Consider the following 19,696-nt stretch of genomic DNA (forward strand, 5'->3'; position numbering starts at 1 on the left):
GATTCTTCAAACTATTGCAATTAATCTTTTTAGACTTTTAGGCTTTGTGTCAATTACAGAGGGTCAAAGATGGCTTAATAACAGGTGGTCTAGGCTTTGGATTTTGTTAGAATGAAACGGCCCTGCCTTTTTAAGGGGGGATCAAGGGGGGATTGGGGAGGTTGGTGGGGGTGGAGAGGGAAAAGGAAAAAAGTTTTTTATTTGGAAGGAGGAGTAATTAATAGTTTTAGATATTTAGTAATAAAAAAAAGCTCCCCTCGCCTTCCCCCCCCTTTCAAAGGGGGGATCAAGGGGGGATAGAGAGGGGTTGGGGGAGAGGTCAAAATACAATTTGAGTTCGACTTTTAAACGGCCCTGCCAAATCTGGGGGCTTAAATTGATATAATTCAGAAAAAATACCCAATATAATCAGGGAAAAACAAACCATGACAGCCTTTAGAATTGGAATAGCAGGGCCAGTCGGTTCAGGGAAAACCGCCCTTCTGGATGCGTTGTGTAAGTCGATGCGAGATCACTATCAAATTGCTGTTGTTACCAACGATATTTACACCCAAGAAGACGCCCAATTTTTAGTCCGTTCCCAAGCCTTAGAAACAGACAGAATATTAGGCGTAGAAACGGGCGGTTGTCCTCACACGGCTATTCGTGAAGATGCCTCAATAAACCTCGCAGCCATAGAAGATTTAGAGTTAAAATTTGAGAATCTTGATATTGTCTTTCTCGAAAGTGGTGGGGATAATTTAGCCGCAACTTTTAGCCCCGAACTTGTTGATTTAACCCTTTATGTGATCGATGTCGCTGCCGGAGATAAAATCCCCAGAAAAGGCGGCCCTGGTATTACCAAATCGGATTTATTAGTGATTAATAAAATAGACCTCGCCCCGTTTGTTGGGGCAGATTTAAACATTATGGAACGAGATGCTAAAAAAATGCGAGGCGAGAAACCCTTTGTGTTTACAAATTTAAAAACAAAACAAGGTTTAGAAAATGTACAGCAGTTTATTCAAAATAATTTGATTTAATTTTAATTGATATTTTGATAACTCTGTCGGGTTCATCAAATTCGTTAATTTTGTTACACATAACCCTAAAACTTCAGTATTTTCACTGAGAAATTTTTTTTTAAAAGTTCCGTATTTCCACTGTGGCTTTTACAGTTGGCTTCAGGTTAAGCTGAAATCAAATCAACTCAGGCTGAAGAACGCCAAGGACAAACACTCATGTTGAAGCGACTCATTGTAGGGTTAATTAGCGTCACACTTCTATTTCAGAGTTTAGTATTCAGCAGTCCAGTTTATGCGAGTCCAGTCATTACTACTGAAAACTCTCAAGCAGTCTATGAAATTCCCTTCTCAGATACTATACTCTTTTATAAGAAGCTAGATCAAGCCTTGAAGTCACATGAACCAATCGTAATTCAAACTAATTTTAATAGTTATGAAGAGTTTCCAAAAAAGTTGAAAAAGATTGTTAAAATTGATGACCCAAGTGATTCTATGGATACAGTTGCTTCTGCTCCGGGAGGGACAGCAACTACTATCTTAATAAGTAGTGCTGCTGTAGTAGGAGCTGCTACTGGCTTAATTTTACCTCTTATTGGAGTAGCTGGTGCTGCTAGCTTAATTGCATCTGGAGAAATTGATAACCATGCACTAAACTTTATGATCTCCACAGCTACAGGAGCATTAGTGGGAGGTACAATAGGCGCACTTCCCGGCGGTCTTCTTGCTCTCCCGGCTGCTGGGATAGGTGCAGGTACTGGTGCTATGTTCTCATTAGTATCTCAAGCATTCAGCGACTCTACTCGTCAATTTTTTCTAATAGATGGAGTTGATAGAAGAATCCAAATTGTTATTGCGTAAGCAGACTTTGCTTGCTAAACTTCAATAAATTAGAAATAATATTCTAGAGGTAGGTTAAAGCTTTAATCTACCTTATTTATTTTGGGGTTAAAATTTCAAAACTTATCCAACTTCATTTATAATAACGGGGTCGAACCAGAGTTAAATATTCTAATGACCCCTGAAAAATCAACGGGATGGCAAGGAATTCTGCGGTTAAAATACGCCAAAGATAACAATTCAACGAAACTCATAGAAGCCTATAGCCAAGCCCCGCTAAAAATTCAACGTTCATTTTATCCCGAAGGAAAAGAGATTTGTCATAACGTTATTTTACACACAGCCGGAGGAATTGTTGGAGGCGATCGCTTGTTGCAAGACATTCATTTACAACCCAAAACCCAAGCCGTTATTACCACCGCCTCCGCGAGTAAAATTTATCGTAGTAGCGGAAAACAAGCCAAACAAACCGTTAAAATAAAAGTAGATGAAAACGCTTGTTGTGAATATTTACCCCGAGAAACCATTATTTTTAATGGCGCAATTTATCGCCAAGATTTGCAGGTAGAATTAGGACAAAATGCCAGTTGGTTAGGATGGGAAATTACCCGGTTTGGACGCACCGCCAGAGGGGAAAAATATACCCAAGGAGAATGGCGATCTTGTACCGAAATCTGGCAAAATGGAAAGCCATTATGGATAGATCGTCAATGGCTACCTGCGAGTGAAGAAATACTCACCAGTCCTCACGGTTTAGCGGGACAAGCTATTGTTGGAACCTTCGCTTGGGTGGGACATTCGGTTTCTGAAGAAATGTTAAAAGAAATTCGACAATTGTGGAATCACCCCGACACTTTAGGAGAAGTGGGAGTCACCCAACTTTTATCGGGTTTGTTGTGTCGTTATCGCGGAAATACAACCCAAGAGGTGATAAACTGGTTTACAACTGTTTGGCAACTCATCCGCCAAAATCATCAGGGACGAGTCATTACTCAGCCCCGAGTTTGGAAGATTTAACTCAACATAAGGTGTGCAGAAATTATGCAATTAACGCCTCAAGAAAAAGATAAATTATTGATTTTTACGGCCGCATTACTGGCTGAAAGACGCAAAGATAAAGGCTTGAAACTTAACTATCCAGAAGCGGTTGCCTATCTGTCTGCGGCGATTTTAGAAGGGGCGAGAGAAGGGCGAACCGTTGCCGAATTAATGAGTTATGGTAAAACCTTGTTAACCCGTGATGATGTCATGGAGGGTATACCGGAAATGGTGGAAGAAGTGCAAGTCGAAGCCACTTTTCCAGATGGCACCAAGTTAGTGACAATTCATAATCCGATTGTTTAAAATGGTAAGATTATCCCAATATTATCAGATAAACTAATTATGATTCCCGGTGAAATGTTTGTTAAAAAAGGTGAAATTGAATTGAATTCGGGTCGCACAACTCGAAGAATAAAAGTGTCGAATACAGGGGATCGTCCTATTCAAGTCGGTTCTCATTTTCATTTCTACGAGGTGAACACCGCCCTAGAGTTTGAACGAGAACAAACCAAAGGAATGCGATTGAATATTCCCGCCGGAACAGCCGTTCGGTTTGAACCCGGAGACGAACGGGAAATTGAGTTAGTTTCTCTGGCGGGAAGTCGTCAGGTTTACGGCTTGAATGGGAAAATAAACGGTCAACTTTGACGTCAAGTTACAACAAAGTTAGTTTTAAACCTTTGAAATCAAACAACAAGGTGAGGAAAAATTGAGATGAGTTATCGGATGGATCGTCGCGCCTACGCAGAAACTTTTGGCCCAACTGTTGGCGATCGCATTCGCCTCGCCGATACCGAACTAATTATTGAAGTCGAGGAAGATTATACCACCTACGGCGATGAGGTGAAATTTGGGGGCGGAAAAGTCATTCGGGATGGCATGGGACAGTCCCCCATTTCTCGGGAAGAAGGCGCCGTTGATCTGGTGATTACCAATGCTTTAATTATCGATTATTGGGGGATTGTTAAAGCCGATATTGGCATTAAAGACGGCAAAATTTTAAAAATTGGCAAAGCGGGAAATCCTTATATTCAAGACAACGTTAATATTATTATTGGTCCGGCTACCGAAGCCATTGCAGGCGAAGGAATGATCCTCACCGCAGGCGGAATTGATAGCCATATTCACTTTATTTGCCCTCAACAAATCGAAACGGCAATTGCATCAGGAATTACCACCATGATCGGGGGAGGAACTGGCCCCGCTACCGGAACAAACGCCACCACTTGTACACCCGGTTCCTGGAATATTCATCGAATGTTGCAAGCGGCTGATGCTTTCCCGATGAATTTAGGGCTTTTAGGAAAGGGAAATAGCGCCAAACCCGAAGGATTAATTGAACAAATTGTAGCAGGCGCTTTAGGATTAAAATTACACGAAGATTGGGGAACAACGCCCGCAGCCATTGATACTTGTTTAAATGTTGCCGATCAATATGATGTTCAAGTTGCCATTCATACCGATACCTTAAACGAAGCGGGATTTGTAGAAAAAACGATTTCAGCCTTTAAAAATCGAGTCATTCATACTTATCATACTGAAGGCGCTGGCGGTGGACACGCCCCCGATATTATCAAAGTTTGTGGTCAAAAAAATGTCTTACCCTCTTCAACAAACCCCACTCGTCCTTACACTGTTAATACCCTAGAAGAACATCTGGATATGTTGATGGTTTGTCATCATTTAGATCGAAATATTCCCGAAGATGTTGCCTTTGCCGAGTCGAGAATTCGCCGCGAAACCATTGCCGCAGAAGATATTTTACATGATTTAGGCGCATTTAGTATGATTGCTTCAGACTCGCAAGCAATGGGACGAGTTGGAGAAACCATTATTAGAACCTGGCAAACCGCCCATAAAATGAAAGTACAACGAGGGTTACTTCCTTCGCCTGAAAATAGTAAAGAAACCCATGACAATTTCCGGGCAAAACGTTATATTGCTAAGTATACCATTAATCCGGCAATTACGCATGGAATTTCTGATTATGTCGGTTCAATCGAAGAAGGAAAATTAGCCGATTTATGTTTATGGAAACCCGCATTTTTTGGCGTTAAACCGGAAATGGTGATTAAAGGCGGATTAATTGCTTGGTCACAAATGGGCGATCCAAATGCCAGTATTCCTACGCCTCAACCTGTACATATGCGCCCGATGTTTGGCAGTTTTGGCGGGGCGATGACGGCTACTTCTTTTACCTTTGTTTCTCAAGCGGCAGTCGAAGCAGGAATCAAGGAAAGAATTGGTTTACAAAAGCCTATCGTTGCCGTAACGAATACCCGTAATTTAAGTAAAGCGGATATGAAATTAAATGATGCGTTACCCCTGATGGAAGTCGATCCTGAAACCTACGAAGTTCGCGCTGATGGAGAACTTTTAATCTGTGAACCTGCCAAAGTTTTACCGATGGCACAACGTTATTTTTTGTTTTAATTACACTCTACTCTTAAGCTTTGACAATAAGCTTTACGCTGACTCTCACGCCCTAATTCATCAGTCTTTTTTTCCCAACCAGACTCAATTTTTATCATGGTTTCAGACACCGAAATTTCCTGGTTTAAGAAATCGATTAAAATCGGATGGAGAATGTCCTGTTTATAAACTTCATACTGGGGAATTGATAAATCGACAACAATATTCTGACTCTCAAAATTGCTATAAATCGCATTGAGATATTGACGCGCAACCTGGGGGTTCATTCCCGCCTCTATCCAAACTTGACTATTTGTTAACTGAGATATTCGGTAGGGATTGAACTCTGTTTTTGAGAACATCACATCAATATTTGATTGTTTGGGTTGACTAATATAGGAGAGAAAAGCATAGGCTGCCGCCTGAGTTTTTTTGTCTAAAGCGGCATTCACAGTCCCCACCCAACCGCTTTGGGCCGCATAGGGCGCATGATTAACGCCGTCATCACTATAGGGACAAATCGACGAATCACAACTCACTAACTGACCCGTTTCTCGGTCTAAAACTTGCGAACTTCCCGGTAAAATTGCAGTTCCCACGAGATGTTTAATCGGAGAATTCGACTCAACGGCTAAGGTTGCCAAATTTCCCCAGTCAATCGTGAAGGCGCAACGACCCGAGAGAAACAGTGATCGCATTTCTGTTACCGAAAGATTTTCATCCCCTTTCTGGGCTGGCCCGTAGGCAATTGCTTCTTGATAAATCGCCAACGCCTCAGCAAAAGCTGCGTTATTCACCAGGGGTTTCATCGTCTCCCGGTCAAAAAAAGCCCCTTGTTGAGTTCCCTGACTTTGCAGAAACGAACTCGCAACCGCCCACAACATCCTGGGGTTGGTTTGGGGAGTTCTCACAAGACAAGAACCGTAGTCCGCCTCTCCATCATTATTCAGGTCTTGGTTGTGAACCCGTCGGGCTAATTCCAAGTATTCATTCCAGGTTCGCGGCGGGGTAATTCCCTCCCGTTCCAAGATATCGCTACGATAGTACAAGGTGAGTATATCTCCATCAAGTGGAATCGCATAAATTCCACCGTCGTAGGTTGCGCTGTATTCTCGAAAAAATAGGGAAATATCTTCCCATTCAATTGCAGAGTCCGCTTTCACCCATTCTGTTAAATTCAGCAAATATCCCTGTCGAACATAATCCATCTTCCACTGTGAAGGAACAATCACCACATGGTAATTATGAAGCCCTTTCCTGAAATCATTCAAGATTTCTTGATAGAGTAGGTCAAATGGAGCGGTGATAATTTTGATTTGAACACCTGTGAGGGCTTCAAAATAGGCCGCATGATTGATAATTGGCTCAGTGATTCCATTACCCGGTGTCAGACTCAATACTGTCAGGGTGACTCCTTGAAAGTTGGGCTTCGGTGCAGTTTCGTTTTCCACCAGCGAAGAGGAATCACTCAGGGTTTGATCGGCTGATATTCCGCTACAAGCGGCGATCGCCAAACTCAGACTCAAGAGGAGCCATCGAGCTAGTAATCGAGGGATTAGGAATTGTCTAGGTTTAAGTAGACAATCATGGGTCAGCATCATTAATATTATTCCTCCAGCAATTCAGAATACTGAATTGATCTCCCTAAATCAGTCTGACTCTAACAAACCATAATCTTTTAGATAGTCCAATCGAGTCTCATCAGTTGAAACAAATTGGGCCGAGCAATCAGGTTTTTCAGAGGTTTGTGAAATCTCTATTCGTAAGATAACATTTTTCTTCCTTGAGTGCAGAAACTCAATATCCTAACTCAATATTAGATAGAGGACATGGGTCATCCCTTGAGTCACAATAAATGTGATTTTTTGATAGTAATTTTTTCTTTTTCGATCACTTGGATGTCGCTGTCTGTTGCTTCTCCATTAATCGCTCAATCTCTCCCACTTGCTCAAAATTATTATCCCCAACCTGTTCCTCCTGATGCTACAATTGATGAACCAACATTCCCTCAAACTCTCCCCCCTCCCGAGGAACTTCTTCCAACTCCTACTCCAACCTCTCCTCTAACAGAACCCCCTCCGAATACTTCGGAAACGCTGATCATTAAACGATTTACTTTTGAAGGCAATACGGCTTTTACTGACGAAGAATTAGCCGCCCTGACTCAAGATTTTCTAAATATTCCAATTACTTTTGCCGAACTTTTACAAGCTCGTTCGGCGATTACCAACTTTTATATTAGCCAGGGTTTTATTACGTCGGGAGCTTTTATTCCGCCGCAAACCTTACAAGAAGGAACGGTAATGATTCAAATTGTAGAAGGCGAAATTTCTGAACTGAATGTAACCGGAACCGGAAGATTGAATTCAAATTATGTTCGCTCTCGCTTACAACGCGCAATCACGAAACCCCTCAATCAAAATCGTCTTTTACAAGCTCTCCAACTATTACAACTCAATCCCGTTATTGAAACAATTTCAGCCGAATTATCAGCCGGAATTCGTCCCGGTGAAAGCATTCTCAATGTCGAATTTACCACCTCAGACACCTTTAATATTAGCCTGATTAGTGATAATAGCCGTCCGCCTAGTGTGGGAACCTTTCGCCGAGGGGTGGAAGTCAGCGAAGCCAATTTATTCGGACAAGGTGATCGCCTTGATGTGTTTTATAGCAATACAGACGGGAGTAATATTGTTGATATTAGTTATGATTTTCCGATTAATTCTCGCAATGGAACGGTGGGATTTTATTTCAACAATACCGATAGTCAAGTGATTGAAAAACCTTTTGAAGATCTCGATATTGAAGCCAATAGTTCGACCTATGAACTGCGTTACCGTCAACCGATTATTCAGACTCCCCAACAAGAACTAACTTTGGGTTTAGCCCTCGCCCGTCGAGAAACGGATACCTCAATTTTAGGCGTGGGTTTTCCCCTTTCACGAGGGGCGGAAAATGACGGAGAAACTCGTCTATCGATTATTCGTTTTTATCAAGAATACGTGAATCGAGATGCCAAACAAGTGTTAGCCGCGCGATCGCAATTTAGTTTAGGCGTTGGGGCGTTAGATGCCACGATTAATAATAACGACGAACCCGATAGTCGATATTTAGCATGGCGAGGACAGGCGCAATGGTTGCGTTTATTGGCACCAGATACGGTATTATTAATACGGTCAGATATTCAACTTTCTAATCAAGAATTGATTCCCCTCGAACAAGTTGGGCTAGGGGGATTTGAAACCGTGCGAGGATATCGTCAGGATTTGTTACTGCGAGATAATGCGGTGTTTGCTTCGGTTGAGTTGCGTTATCCTGTGCTGCGAACCTCCAATGGAGAAGGGGTTTTACAACTCACTCCTTTTGCAGATATGGGTCGGGCTTGGAATTCTAACCCCGAGTTGGATGTAGACCCGAGAACTTTGTTTTCCATCGGTTTAGGCTTGCGTTGGCAATATCGCGATCGCATGACGCTACGATTTGACTGGGGGATTCCCCTGACTGATGTTGACTCACAACAACGCAGTTTACAAGAGAATGGAATTTACTTTTCCATTGATTGGAGTCTATTTTAATATCTTTGAATTTCAGAGAATTTTCTCAAAAACCCTTGAACATCAACAAAAATTTGCTATAATTAAAAATAGTGCCGATGTGGCTCAGGGGTAGAGCGGCGCACTCGTAATGCGTAGGTCGGGGGTTCAAATCCCCCCATCGGCTTTAAATTCATAAACCCGAAAAATAGAAAAGCCAGGAATATAAGGAATTCCCGACTTTATCTCGTAAACGTTCTTCAATTTAAGCTAAGTAACTTGTTATTTGGAACCATTCATCTGAACTAAAGTATCGTTTGCTAAGAAATGTTCGATATGGTAAGCACGCTCTTCTGTTTCTAACAGAATTTTCTCGTATAGATAACGAGTCGCGCGATCGCCAAGGCTTTCAGCTTGTCCAGCTTGACGACGTAACATTTGCAAAATTGCTTGTTCAGCAGCTAAGTCATGTTCGAGCATTTGGCGGGATAGGTAATATCCATCGGGTTCAGGCTCAAAGCAGCACATTTCCGCCAATTTGCTAAAGCTGGCTACTGGAATACCACCCAAACCGTTAAGACGTTCACCGAGATCGTGAACGTGTTCTTGAACTTCTTCGTAACTATCTTGGAAAAACTGATGTATGGAGTAGAACTCCGCTCCCTCTACCACAAAATGATGTTTTTGATATTGGATGTAAAGTGCCTGAAAGCTTGCTAACAAGGCATTCATACCTTCGCAAATCGGCCCTGTAACAGAATGGTCTAATAAAATTGGGTTGTCACCCATTTCGCCCAACTGACGCACCGGACTTTGAATCTCAGTCATGCCTTGATTTCCTCGCAGTAAGTACCGTTATTGCCAATAGACTTAGTTTATAGAATTGTGAACTGACTTGTCAATCTACCTTAAAGCCTGATTCTGCCTATATTAGAAGGAATTTCGAGCTATTGACTTTTTTCACCCAGCCTATTGAGAAATATTTTTATTTAAGATATGCTAGAGATTAAAGACTCAATCGGAAAAACTTTGACGAAGTTCCCGATATCAGGGTCAGGACTAAGTAGAAATTAGTTGCAGTTGGTACAAGTAATGAATTCATCACAGTTACAGCCCGAAAATAGCGAAGTCATCGAGGTTAACTGCTGGGCCGATCGGTGGCAAGTCTACAGACGCTTACAAGAGCTAGGAATCCCTTGTTCGTGCGAGGTAGAGCAACCCCTGCGGGTACAGATCAATAACCCAAACCAAGCCGTTCAACTCTCCAGCGTTCTCAAACAGTTCACCGCCTCTCGTGGAGAATTAGTCCAGAGTTTAGAACGCTCTTGGAATACAGAGTGCGACTAATTGCGATCGCAGGGTGTCGATCAACTCCTCAATCAATCAGGGCGTTCCCTCTCAGAACGTCTTTACCCGGACAAAAAACCCACACAACTTACAACTACTCTGAAACCAATGTCCAAAACTGACACACAAATCACGGAATTCAATTTTGATGGTCAAGTGACCTATGTATTCTTCGATGGCAGCAAACCCAAATATCTACAATTGATGACATCTGAAGGGCTGCATCTGATCAAACTCTCCAAGGAATCTCGTTCAGTGTGTGAACGTTTATTGATTCCCGGTCGGCAAGTTCAAGTCAGTGGGATGAAAAAATATGATCCCAAAAGCGGTAAAATTAAACTCCAAGCTGAACAAGTGATGGCTCTAAACGCTACAGGTCAGCCCAACAGTTCACCTTGTGCATCTCAAAAAGAAGCGAAAAAAACCTGTCCAGGTAAAGCCCAAATCCTTATCTGTGACAAGTCTGACTGTCGCAAAAAAGGTGGAAACCATCTGTGTTCTGCCTTAGAAACCGTCGTTAAAGAACGAGGACTCGAAGAACAAGTCACCATTAAAAAAACAGGCTGTCTCAAACGTTGTAAAGCAGGCCCTAATGTGGTGATGATGCCCGACAAAACCCGCTACAGTCGGGTTAACCCCAAAGAAGTTCCTGAGTTAATCGCCAAGCATTTCTAAAAAAATCAAGGACAATTTTTGATTAAAATGCCTCCATCTGGGTAGAGACGTTCCATTGGAACGTCTTCGCGTTTATTTAAGGGTTCCGGGGGAGGTGGGGTGGTTGACTCCCTCAAGCCACATGAGATCTAGGCTTCCCCCTGTTCCCTGTTGCCTGTTCCCTGTTGCCTCTAAAAGCATGAGATCTAGGCTTCCCCCTGTTCCCTGTTGCCTGTTCCCTGTTGCCTCTAAAAGCATGAGATCTAGGCTTCCCCCTGTTCCCTGTTGCCTGTTCCCTGTTGCCTCTAAAAGATAGCTTGCTTGTAACACCCTCAGATGAGAAGATTTAATCTGTGGCCCCAAGATAATTCTCAGCATTGTTGAGGAAACTCTAAACCCTAGCTTAGGAACAGACAAACTGTTAAATCTAGGCGGGATCGCATTCGATCAGGTGTGCGGGGAGTGAGAACGGGCAGCCAACGGCGATCGCTCTAGGCAAAAAAGTACCTGTTTCCACGCTCGATGCAACCCAGACCGGAAAGCCACCGAACAGTCACCAGTAGGGGCGGGTTCGGCTCAGATCGATCGTCTCTGCGAAACAACCTCAATCAACCCGCCCTCACACCTCACCCGTGTTTACGGTTGGCTGTTCACGCTCACACGTTCATAAAGTATATAGAAACGATAACTATGGCTGTTGCAACCCAATCACTCGAAGAACTCTGCATTAACTCCATCCGCTTTTTAGCGATTGATGCAGTACAAAAAGCCAACTCTGGCCACCCCGGATTGCCGATGGGCGCTGCACCAATGGCCTTTGTGTTGTGGGATCGCTTTATGCGGTTTAACCCCAAAAACCCCAAATGGTTTAACCGCGATCGCTTCGTCTTGTCGGCGGGTCATGGTTGTATGTTGCTGTATTCTCTCCTACACCTGACAGGTTTTGACAGTGTTCCCCTCGATGAAATTAAACAATTTCGTCAGTGGGGTTCCAAAACTCCTGGACACCCAGAAAACCACGTTACCGAGGGTATTGAAGTCACCACAGGGCCGTTAGGACAAGGGATTGCCAATGCAGTGGGACTCGCTTTAGCTGAAGCCCATCTCGCCGCTACCTTCAACAAACCAGACTGTCAGCTTGTTGATCACTATACCTATGTGATCATGGGTGATGGCTGCAACATGGAAGGAATTTCCGGTGAAGCCTGTTCTCTAGCAGGACACTGGGGCTTAGGTAAATTAATCGCTTTCTACGATGACAATCATATTTCGATTGATGGTCATACTGACATCTCCTTTACCGAAGATGTATCCAAACGCTTTGAAGCCTACGGTTGGCACGTTCAACACGTTGCCGATGGTAATACTGACTTAGAAGGGATAGCCGCAGCCATTCAAAAAGCGAAAGAAGTCACCGATAAACCATCGCTGATCAAAGTTACGACAATTATTGGTTACGGTTCTCCCAACAAAGCCGATACTCACGATGTTCACGGCGCTGCTTTGGGTAAAGATGAAGTCAAAGCCACTCGTGAACATTTGGGCTGGGAATACCCGGAATTTGAAATTCCTGAAGATGCCCTCAACCACTTCCGCAAAGCCATTGATAAGGGTGCAACTGCTGAACAGGAATGGAACCAAATCTTGGATCAATATAAATCCAAGTATCCCGAAGAAGCGGCAACTTTTGAACGGATGTTGAGTGGTAAACTCCCCGAAGGTTGGGCCGATGCACTGCCAAAATATACCCCCGAAACCAAAGCGGATGCAACTCGGAACCAGTCGGGTGCCACATTAAATGCGATCGCTAGCGTCTTACCGGAATTAATCGGGGGTTCCGCAGATTTAGCCCCCTCCAACAAAACTCTACTCAAAGGGTTGGGTGACTTCCAAAAAGGTCAATACCAAAACCGTAACGTTCGCTTCGGTGTGCGTGAACATGGCATGGGCGCGATTTGTAATGGCATTGCCCGTCATGGTTCAGGGTTAATTCCCTACGGTGCAACCTTCCTGGTGTTCACTGATTATATGCGGAACTCCATCCGTCTGTCGGCCTTGGCAGAAACGGGTGTCATTTGGGTAATGACTCACGACTCCATCGCCTTGGGTGAAGATGGCCCAACCCACCAACCCGTTGAACATATTACCTCTCTGCGGGCTATTCCTCAACTGATTGTGATTCGTCCGGCGGATGGAAATGAAACCTCTGGGGCCTATAAAGTCGCCGTAGAGAAGGCAAAAGCGGCACATCCGATGTCAACGTTGTTAGCCTTTTCTCGTCAGAATTTGCCCAATTTAGAAGGCAGTTCGATTGATATTGTTGCCAAGGGTGCGTATATCCTTAGCGATAACAGCGATGGCACGCCGGATATTATCTTGATTGGTACAGGCGGCGAAACTTACCAATGTGTGGAGGCAGCCGTTAAACTCCGCGAAGAAGGCAAGAAAGTTCGGGTGGTTTCCATGCCTAGTTGGGAGTTATTTGAAGAACAGGATGCAGCTTACAAAGAGTCTGTTTTCCCGAAAGCCGTTAAGAAGCGTTTAGCGGTGGAAGCGGGTATTAGCTTAGGTTGGAGCCGTTATGTAACCGATGAAGGTGCAACCATCAGCGTTGATACCTTTGGGGCGTCTGCTCCCGGTGAAGTGGTTCTGGAGAAGTTCGGCTTCACGGTTGAGAATATTATCGCTCAGGCGAAGGCGTTGTTAGGTTAGAATCCCTCTAAATCCCCCTTAAAAAGGGTTAGATCCCCCTAAATCCCCCTTAAAAAGGGTTAGATCCCCCTAAATCCCCCTTAAAAAGGGTTAGATCCCCCTAAATCCCCCTTAAAAAGGGGGACTTTTAACCTACACTCAACCTCCCTAACCTCCCTAACCTCCCTTTTTAAGGGAGGTGCCGCAGGGGTCGGGATCTAAAACTTATAAAAATGCGTCGCAAATATTTATGTATTTCAGATAAGCTAAATAAAATAGCCGCGCTCTATAGGGAATCATAACGATGAGCCTGTATATTCAATATATTCGAGAGATCGAAGCTGCTATGCAATCAGGAAATGCAACAGAACACACTCATCGTCCCGCACTCAAGAATTTAATTGAATCTTTTCGTTCTGGAATTGTCGCCACAAATGAGCCAAAACGAATTAACTGCGGTGCGCCAGATTTTGTGATTTCTCAAGGACAGTTTATTAAAGGATATATAGAAGCCAAAGACGTTGGCGTTTCTCTCGATAAAACTCAAACAACGCCTCAACTCAAGCGATATTTTAATGCTTTGGGTAATTTAGTTTTAACAGATTATCTAGAATTTCGCTGGTATGTTCGGGGAGAACTTCGCTTAAAAACCCAAATTGCAAAAGTTAGCAAAAATAATCGCAAGCTAGAGCCAGATCACGAAGGAATTGAACAACTTGATCAACTTTTAACTCAATTTCTAGAAGTTAGTACACCTCAACTGAATACACCCAAAGAATTAGCGCAACGCATGGCAAATTTAGCGCAATTAATTCGAGATGCGATCGCAACGGCTCTATCCGATCAGGATAAAGGAGGAATGCTCAGAGAGCAACTGGAGTCGTTTAAAAAGGTATTAATTAAAGATTTAAACCAAAATCAATTTGCAGATATGTACGCCCAAACGATTTGTTATGGGTTATTTGCAGCCCGATGTAATACCGAGAGTCCTGAGAATTTTTCACGGGAAACTGCGGCGTTTAAACTTCCGAAAACTAATCCTTTTCTTCGCAGTATTTTTAGTCAAGTTGCGGGGCCAGATTTAGATGATAGAATTGTTTGGGCGGTGGATGATTTAGTAACAATATTGCGTCAGACAGATATGGCAGAAATTCTCAAAAATTTTGGGAAAAGAACCCGTCAAGAAGACCCGGTTGTGCATTTTTATGAAACATTTCTGGCGGAATATGACCCTAAAATGCGAGCATCAAGAGGGGTTTACTATACGCCCGAACCTGTAGTTTCTTATATTGTCCGTAGTGTTGACTCTATTCTGAAAAATAAGTTTGGAATTTCTAAAGGGTTAGCTGATGCAAAAAAAATACAGGTTCCTAACCAAAATGGTGAGGGAACTCTAGAAACCCATAAAGTATTAATTCTCGATCCAGCAGTGGGAACGGGAACTTTTATGTACGGTGTAATTGACCATATTTATGATAGTTTTAAAAATCAAAAAGGGATGTGGTCAAGTTATGTCAGTCAACATCTACTTCCCCGTTTATTTGGATTTGAATTATTGATGGCTCCCTACACCGTTGCACACATGAAGTTGGGGTTACAGCTTCAAGAGTTGGGATATGATTTTAGTTCAGATGAACGGTTAAGAATTTATTTAACAAATACTTTACAAGAAGCTTTTCAAATTCCGCCAGCAGATGGATTTTTAAATCGAATTCGAGATGAAGCAGAAGCAGCAAAAGAAGTCAAGCAAGATATTCCTGTGATGGTTGTATTAGGAAATCCGCCTTATTCAGCAGTTTCTATGAATACCGATCCTTGGATTGTTGGATTGGTCAGAGATTACTATCAAGTTGATGGTCAACCTTTAAAAGAACATAACTCACAAAATTTATTGGATGATTATGTTAAATTTATTCGTTTTGCTCAACATCGAGTTCGTTTAACAGGTGATGGAATTGTTGCATTAATCACAAATCATGGTTATTTAGATAACCCAACGTTTAGAGGAATGCGTCAAAATTTGATGCAAACCTTTGATGAAATTTATGTTTTAGATTTGCATGGAAATAGCAAAAAGAAAGAGGTCTGTTCAGATGGTTCACCCGATCAGAATGTGTTTGATATTCAGCAGGGTGTCGCGATTGGAATTTTTGTTAAGTATCCTGAAAGCAGTCAAAAGCTTGCTACAGTTTATCATGCTGATTTATGGGGAGTACGGGAGTTATATGAAAATCAGTCTAAAGAAAAAAAACTGATAAGCGGAAAATATCATTGGTTAGCTGAAAATGATGTGAGTTCAACAGATTGGGAAATATTAAAACCAGAATCATCTTTTTATCTATTCAAACCTCAAGATAAAAGACTACTACCAGAGTATCAAGCCTATTGGAAAATAGCTGACATTTTATCTTCAAACTTAACTGGCGTAAAAACTAATCGAGATAAACTATTAATTGATTTTGATTTAGAAAGTCTTAATCAAAGAATAGAAACTTTGCAAAGCGATCAATATACTGATATTCAAATTAAAGAAACATATAGTTTGTCAGATGATCGCTACTGGAATACTTACAGAGAAAGGAATAAAATTAGAGCTACAGATTGGCGGAAAAATATTATTCCATATCTTTATAGACCTTTTGATCAGAGGTATTTACTATATCAAATTAATCTCATTCAAATTGGACGTGGAGGTGCTGGATATAATATAATGCAACATATGATTTATGGTGATAATTTGGGATTAATAACATCTCGTCAACAATCACAACAAAGAGAGTGGACTTTAGTAGGAATTACAAAATTTGTTACAGATAACTGTTCTATATCTAGTAATACAAAAGAGAGAAGTTATCTTTTTCCTCTCTATCTTTACCCCACTGATAACCCCACATTATTTGATTTACAACCCACTAACGCACCTGGAGGTCGCCGCCCTAACCTTTCATCGGAATTTATTCAAGACTTCTCAACTCGCCTAGAATTAGAATTTATTGCAGATGGAAAAGGCGACAAACACCAAACTTTTGGCCCCGAAGATATTTTTAATTACATTTACGCCATCTTTCATTCTCCCACCTACCGCCAACGTTATGCAGAATTTCTCAAAATAGACTTTCCTCGGGTTCCCCTAACATCCAACTCTGAATTATTTTGGTGTTTGTGTGAAAAAGGCGATCGCCTCGTTAACCTGCATCTGATGAAAGTTACCGCAACAGAAATGACCAGTTATCCCGAAGACGGAGATAATAAAGTTGAAAAAGTTCGTTATGTTGAACCGAAGCAAAATCAACCCGGACGAGTTTATATTAACAAAACCCAATACTTTGAAGGAGTTCCGTTAGAGGTTTGGAATTTTTATGTGGGAGGATATCAAGTCTGTCAAAAATGGTTAAAAGATCGAAAAGACAGAGTGTTAGACTTTGACGATTTAGAACATTATCAAAATATTGTTACAGCCTTAAACGAAACAATGATATTGATGCAGCAAATTGATGATATAATTAATCAATATGGCGGTTTTCCAATCGAATAAAAAACTCACCAAAAACTCACCCCTCTTTTTAAGTGGGCAGGGGGGATCAACTATGACCAATCTAAACGATAGCGACTTTGATCTTCCCTATAACCCGGCTTTAATTGCTAGGGCAGAACTCCGCTTAAGTTTGAGATTTTGAGAGAGATTCGTTACTCAATCCCCACGTTACAATTCTTCAAAAACTGTTAACTGAAAAAACTGTAATCCGGACTCTATTTATCCGGGACGAGTCGCCCCTTTTATATCTTTAGACAGAGTAGACATTTTTCATTCAATGCTATAATAGTTCAGAAAGAATAGCAAGCCAGCCTAATTCGAGCAGAATTTCTCAACTTCTACAAGAGCAGAGAAACTTTGTGAGAAACGGAGGAACCAAAAATCGGGGCGAATCTCGCGCAATGTAACCGAGAGAGGCACCTTCCAGCCTTAGCCCGTCAGCTAACTTCGTAGGCATTGGAAGGAGAACCCAATTGCAACATTGGATCTCCTTAACACTCGCTAAATCACCACACAGATAAGGAGACAACTTCATGCGGAAACCGATGTTGATGCGTTTACAGAGCGTACTTGGCTGCGATGACTTGACACAGCAAATGGTGCTATTACCTCAAAACAAAATCTCTCCACGTCGAACAGAATCCTCTAACCTCACCCTGAATATTGTCGTGGGTTATACCGGATCAGATCAGAGTCAAGCGGCGCTGGATATGGCACTTTGGATCGCGCATCAAACCCGTTTAGTCAAGCAAAATCCCGTCTTAGTTCATATTGTTTATGTCATTGATCAGGTTCAACCCGCAACGATAGAAAAAGCCGATCATATTCTTTGGCAAGCACGCTGTTTAGCCAGTGAATGGCGGGGTTCTCTGGATGCTCATTTACGAATTGGTAATGTTGCGACTGAACTCAGTAAAACAGCCCAAGAAATGGATGCTGAGGTGATGTTACTCGGATGTCGAACCTTAAAACATCCGTTGGTTAAGCAATTAGCAAATCAAACGCCCTGCCCCATTTTAGGATTATTACCAAAAGAGTTGAGCGTTGTCTCTTCCGATTAATTTGTCATCATGCCTATCGCTGGAATGCAGATGTTATTATCATCGGTAATAGCGATCAGCAGACTCCAAAAGCCACCAAAGTGCAATCACTCCAGCAAAGCCTGCAAGCGGCAATAAAAAGCGTTAAACTATCATTACGATCATCCATCTTAGGATAGATTTGACCGATAGGATTATCACCGTTGATTCCAAGCATTTTCTGCATCTAAAAGCGCTTGTTCGACGGTTTTTTCGTTTAACATTGCGGCTTGTAAGTTATCATAAATAATCTTTTGCAGTCTTTTGATATCTTTTAAGGGGGGGAGTAAAGTATCGGTTTCATCCATTTGTTTTGCACTAATAATTCGGGCTTGATCTTCTTGGGTATTTCGTCCTTGAACGGGTCTAAAATGACTATCTTTTAAGGCTTCAACCGTCGAAGGTAATACATTTGCGACTTTTGCAAAAGCGAGTTGATTGGTAGAATTGGTGACAAACAAGGCAAATTTTAACGCATTTTCAGGATTAGGCGTTTCTCTCGGAATCACTAAATTCATCACCGCAACGCTTTTTTTCCCGGTTTCTCCGGTAATTTGTGGGGCGGGAGTCGAAACTTTAGCAATAGTGGGAGCGTTTTCTGCAATGGCTTTAAAAAACTGTGGCCCTGATATTAAAATAGCGATTTCTCCCGCTTGATAAAGTTCAATTGCGCGTCGATGTCCTTGAGTTAAAACTTCTTGAGGAAGCAGGTTATTTTGATATAAATCTACCCAATATTGAAAGGCGGCTTTTCCTTCAGGACTGTTAAAGGCTGCTTTTCTTTGTTCATCAACTAACTGCACCCCCATTTGAACTAAAGATTGTAAAACCTGAGAAGAATCTTCGGGAACAAAGGATACAAACAAGGCATATTTACCTGTTTTTTCTTTAATCGTTTGAGCGAATTCGGCGAGTTCTGTATAAGTTGTAGGTGCGGTTTTTAATCCTGCTTTTTGAAATAACTCTTGATTATAGATCGTAATTTGTGTTGTTAAATACCAAGGAACTCCATAATTTTCTAAGCGGCAATTATTTTCTTTACATCTTTCAATACTATTGGCTTTTAAAATATTCGGTAAATATTGCGATCGCACCTCTTCTGGTACTTGTTCATTTAAGTTTAACCAAGCATTTCGTCCGGCGAGTAAAGCGGCAAAATCGGGGTTTAAATTCACCACATCCGGCGCTGTTTTTGCCGAAACAGAAGCTAAAATTCGACTTTCCATCGCTGACCAAGGCACATCGACCCAACGAATTTTTAACTCAGGATTTTCCGCTTCAAAATTCGCAATTAATTGGTTAAAATAATCAGTAAACTGCGGTTGAAGTTGCATCGTCCAGAATTCGACTTCCTGACGATTATCACTGGCATTATTATCAGAACTAACCGTTGCACAACTGACAACAAAACTCAGCAATAAACCAACTAAAGCAAAAATTCCAAAGCGTTTCCAGGGGTTCAGACGTTTCATGGCTTGGGGGGATGTTGACTCGCAAGATAGGACGAAAATTGAGGATATTTGTTTCTCGAGATAAATGTGCCGGGTGACAACTAATAACTAT

15 protein-coding genes, 1 tRNA gene and 1 riboswitch are annotated in these 19,696 nt (G+C 42.0%); of the genes, 13 read left to right on the forward strand and 3 right to left on the reverse strand.

Going from position 1 to position 19,696, the window contains the following annotated elements; genetic code table 11:
- The first annotated feature begins 425 nt into the window (after positions 1 to 425).
- The 6 genes from ureG (at position 426) to ureC (ending at position 5,315) form a co-directional block, all read left to right on the forward strand.
- Positions 426 to 1,022, forward strand: coding sequence for an urease accessory protein UreG (ureG, locus tag VB836_RS23700; RefSeq protein WP_323223145.1), 597 nt, complete (start codon positions 426 to 428; stop codon positions 1,020 to 1,022).
- Positions 1,023 to 1,220: 198 nt separating this feature from the next.
- On the forward strand, positions 1,221 to 1,862 hold the full coding sequence (locus VB836_RS23705; protein WP_323223147.1) for a hypothetical protein: 642 nt from the start codon (positions 1,221 to 1,223) through the stop codon (positions 1,860 to 1,862).
- Between the two features lie 153 nt (positions 1,863 to 2,015).
- Positions 2,016 to 2,858 (forward strand): urease accessory protein UreD, encoded by an 843-nt coding sequence (locus VB836_RS23710; RefSeq protein ID WP_323223149.1) that lies wholly within the window; start codon positions 2,016 to 2,018, stop codon positions 2,856 to 2,858.
- A 24-nt stretch (positions 2,859 to 2,882) separates the two neighbouring features.
- Positions 2,883 to 3,185, forward strand: a complete 303-nt coding sequence (gene ureA / locus VB836_RS23715; RefSeq protein ID WP_046279137.1) for an urease subunit gamma — start codon at positions 2,883 to 2,885, stop codon at positions 3,183 to 3,185.
- Positions 3,186 to 3,224: 39 nt separating this feature from the next.
- Positions 3,225 to 3,530, forward strand: coding sequence for an urease subunit beta (locus VB836_RS23720; protein WP_323223152.1), 306 nt, complete (start codon positions 3,225 to 3,227; stop codon positions 3,528 to 3,530).
- A 66-nt stretch (positions 3,531 to 3,596) separates the two neighbouring features.
- Positions 3,597 to 5,315: an urease subunit alpha gene (ureC, locus tag VB836_RS23725; RefSeq protein WP_323223154.1), complete on the forward strand. Its 1,719-nt coding sequence runs from the start codon at positions 3,597 to 3,599 to the stop codon at positions 5,313 to 5,315.
- On the opposite strand, the gene VB836_RS23730 is transcribed toward ureC, so the two are convergent.
- Positions 5,312 to 6,895: an ABC transporter substrate-binding protein gene (locus tag VB836_RS23730; protein WP_323223157.1), complete on the reverse strand. Its 1,584-nt coding sequence runs from the start codon at positions 6,893 to 6,895 to the stop codon at positions 5,312 to 5,314. The genes ureC and VB836_RS23730 overlap by 4 nt on opposite strands.
- A gap of 297 nt (positions 6,896 to 7,192) precedes the next feature.
- Between VB836_RS23730 and VB836_RS23735 the strand changes: the two genes are divergently transcribed.
- Positions 7,193 to 8,869 (forward strand): ShlB/FhaC/HecB family hemolysin secretion/activation protein, encoded by a 1,677-nt coding sequence (locus tag VB836_RS23735; protein ID WP_323223159.1) that lies wholly within the window; start codon positions 7,193 to 7,195, stop codon positions 8,867 to 8,869.
- 73 nt (positions 8,870 to 8,942) lie between these two features.
- Positions 8,943 to 9,014 (forward strand) — tRNA-Thr (locus VB836_RS23740).
- Positions 9,015 to 9,109: 95 nt separating this feature from the next.
- On the opposite strand, the gene dpsA is transcribed toward VB836_RS23740, so the two are convergent.
- Entirely contained in the window at positions 9,110 to 9,655 is a 546-nt protein-coding gene (gene dpsA, locus VB836_RS23745) for a DNA starvation/stress protection protein DpsA (protein WP_046278317.1), read from the reverse strand.
- A gap of 264 nt (positions 9,656 to 9,919) precedes the next feature.
- On the opposite strand from dpsA, the gene VB836_RS23750 reads away from it, so the two are divergent.
- The 5 genes from VB836_RS23750 to VB836_RS23770 all read left to right on the forward strand — a co-directional run bounded on the left by VB836_RS23750 (position 9,920) and on the right by VB836_RS23770 (position 18,115).
- Positions 9,920 to 10,174 (forward strand): Asr1405/Asl0597 family protein, encoded by a 255-nt coding sequence (locus tag VB836_RS23750; protein ID WP_046278318.1) that lies wholly within the window; start codon positions 9,920 to 9,922, stop codon positions 10,172 to 10,174.
- A 108-nt stretch (positions 10,175 to 10,282) separates the two neighbouring features.
- Positions 10,283 to 10,849 carry a (2Fe-2S) ferredoxin domain-containing protein gene (locus VB836_RS23755; protein WP_046278323.1) on the forward strand — a complete coding sequence of 189 codons (567 nt, stop codon included), beginning with the start codon at positions 10,283 to 10,285 and terminating at the stop codon, positions 10,847 to 10,849.
- Between the two features lie 669 nt (positions 10,850 to 11,518).
- A complete protein-coding gene (gene tkt / locus VB836_RS23760; protein WP_323223164.1) occupies positions 11,519 to 13,540 on the forward strand; it encodes a transketolase in 2,022 nt (673 codons plus the stop codon).
- Positions 13,541 to 13,823: 283 nt separating this feature from the next.
- Positions 13,824 to 17,054 (forward strand): type ISP restriction/modification enzyme, encoded by a 3,231-nt coding sequence (locus VB836_RS23765; RefSeq protein ID WP_323223166.1) that lies wholly within the window; start codon positions 13,824 to 13,826, stop codon positions 17,052 to 17,054.
- 335 nt (positions 17,055 to 17,389) lie between these two features.
- Positions 17,390 to 17,525: riboswitch (cyclic di-AMP (ydaO/yuaA leader) on the forward strand.
- A 62-nt stretch (positions 17,526 to 17,587) separates the two neighbouring features.
- On the forward strand, positions 17,588 to 18,115 hold the full coding sequence (locus tag VB836_RS23770; RefSeq protein ID WP_323223168.1) for a universal stress protein: 528 nt from the start codon (positions 17,588 to 17,590) through the stop codon (positions 18,113 to 18,115).
- 176 nt (positions 18,116 to 18,291) lie between these two features.
- Here VB836_RS23770 and VB836_RS23775 read toward each other — a convergent pair whose 3' ends face one another.
- Complete coding sequence (locus VB836_RS23775; RefSeq protein WP_323223170.1) at positions 18,292 to 19,605, reverse strand: ABC transporter substrate-binding protein; 1,314 nt, start codon at positions 19,603 to 19,605, stop codon at positions 18,292 to 18,294.
- Positions 19,606 to 19,696: the final 91 nt, after the last annotated feature.

Origin of the sequence: Limnoraphis robusta BA-68 BA1 (assembly GCF_034932365.1) — a bacterium.
Classification (GTDB): Bacteria; Cyanobacteriota; Cyanobacteriia; order Cyanobacteriales; family Microcoleaceae; genus Capilliphycus; species Capilliphycus robustus.

Bases quoted from the DNA above. Each gene is read 5' to 3' on its own strand.
- VB836_RS23735 (WP_323223159.1), top strand. From the start codon at position 7,193: ATGTCGCTGTCTGTTGCTTCTCCATTAATCGCTCAATCTCTCCCACTT.
- tkt (WP_323223164.1), top strand. From the start codon at position 11,519: ATGGCTGTTGCAACCCAATCACTCGAAGAACTCTGCATTAACTCCATC.
- VB836_RS23770 (WP_323223168.1), top strand. From the start codon at position 17,588: ATGCGGAAACCGATGTTGATGCGTTTACAGAGCGTACTTGGCTGCGAT.
- dpsA (WP_046278317.1), bottom strand. From the start codon at position 9,655: ATGACTGAGATTCAAAGTCCGGTGCGTCAGTTGGGCGAAATGGGTGAC.
- VB836_RS23755 (WP_046278323.1), top strand. From the start codon at position 10,283: ATGTCCAAAACTGACACACAAATCACGGAATTCAATTTTGATGGTCAA.
- VB836_RS23710 (WP_323223149.1), top strand. From the start codon at position 2,016: ATGACCCCTGAAAAATCAACGGGATGGCAAGGAATTCTGCGGTTAAAA.
- VB836_RS23750 (WP_046278318.1), top strand. From the start codon at position 9,920: ATGAATTCATCACAGTTACAGCCCGAAAATAGCGAAGTCATCGAGGTT.
- VB836_RS23775 (WP_323223170.1), bottom strand. From the start codon at position 19,605: ATGAAACGTCTGAACCCCTGGAAACGCTTTGGAATTTTTGCTTTAGTT.
- VB836_RS23730 (WP_323223157.1), bottom strand. From the start codon at position 6,895: ATGATGCTGACCCATGATTGTCTACTTAAACCTAGACAATTCCTAATC.
- ureC (WP_323223154.1), top strand. From the start codon at position 3,597: ATGAGTTATCGGATGGATCGTCGCGCCTACGCAGAAACTTTTGGCCCA.
- ureA (WP_046279137.1), top strand. From the start codon at position 2,883: ATGCAATTAACGCCTCAAGAAAAAGATAAATTATTGATTTTTACGGCC.
- VB836_RS23765 (WP_323223166.1), top strand. From the start codon at position 13,824: ATGAGCCTGTATATTCAATATATTCGAGAGATCGAAGCTGCTATGCAA.
- VB836_RS23720 (WP_323223152.1), top strand. From the start codon at position 3,225: ATGATTCCCGGTGAAATGTTTGTTAAAAAAGGTGAAATTGAATTGAAT.
- ureG (WP_323223145.1), top strand. From the start codon at position 426: ATGACAGCCTTTAGAATTGGAATAGCAGGGCCAGTCGGTTCAGGGAAA.
- VB836_RS23705 (WP_323223147.1), top strand. From the start codon at position 1,221: ATGTTGAAGCGACTCATTGTAGGGTTAATTAGCGTCACACTTCTATTT.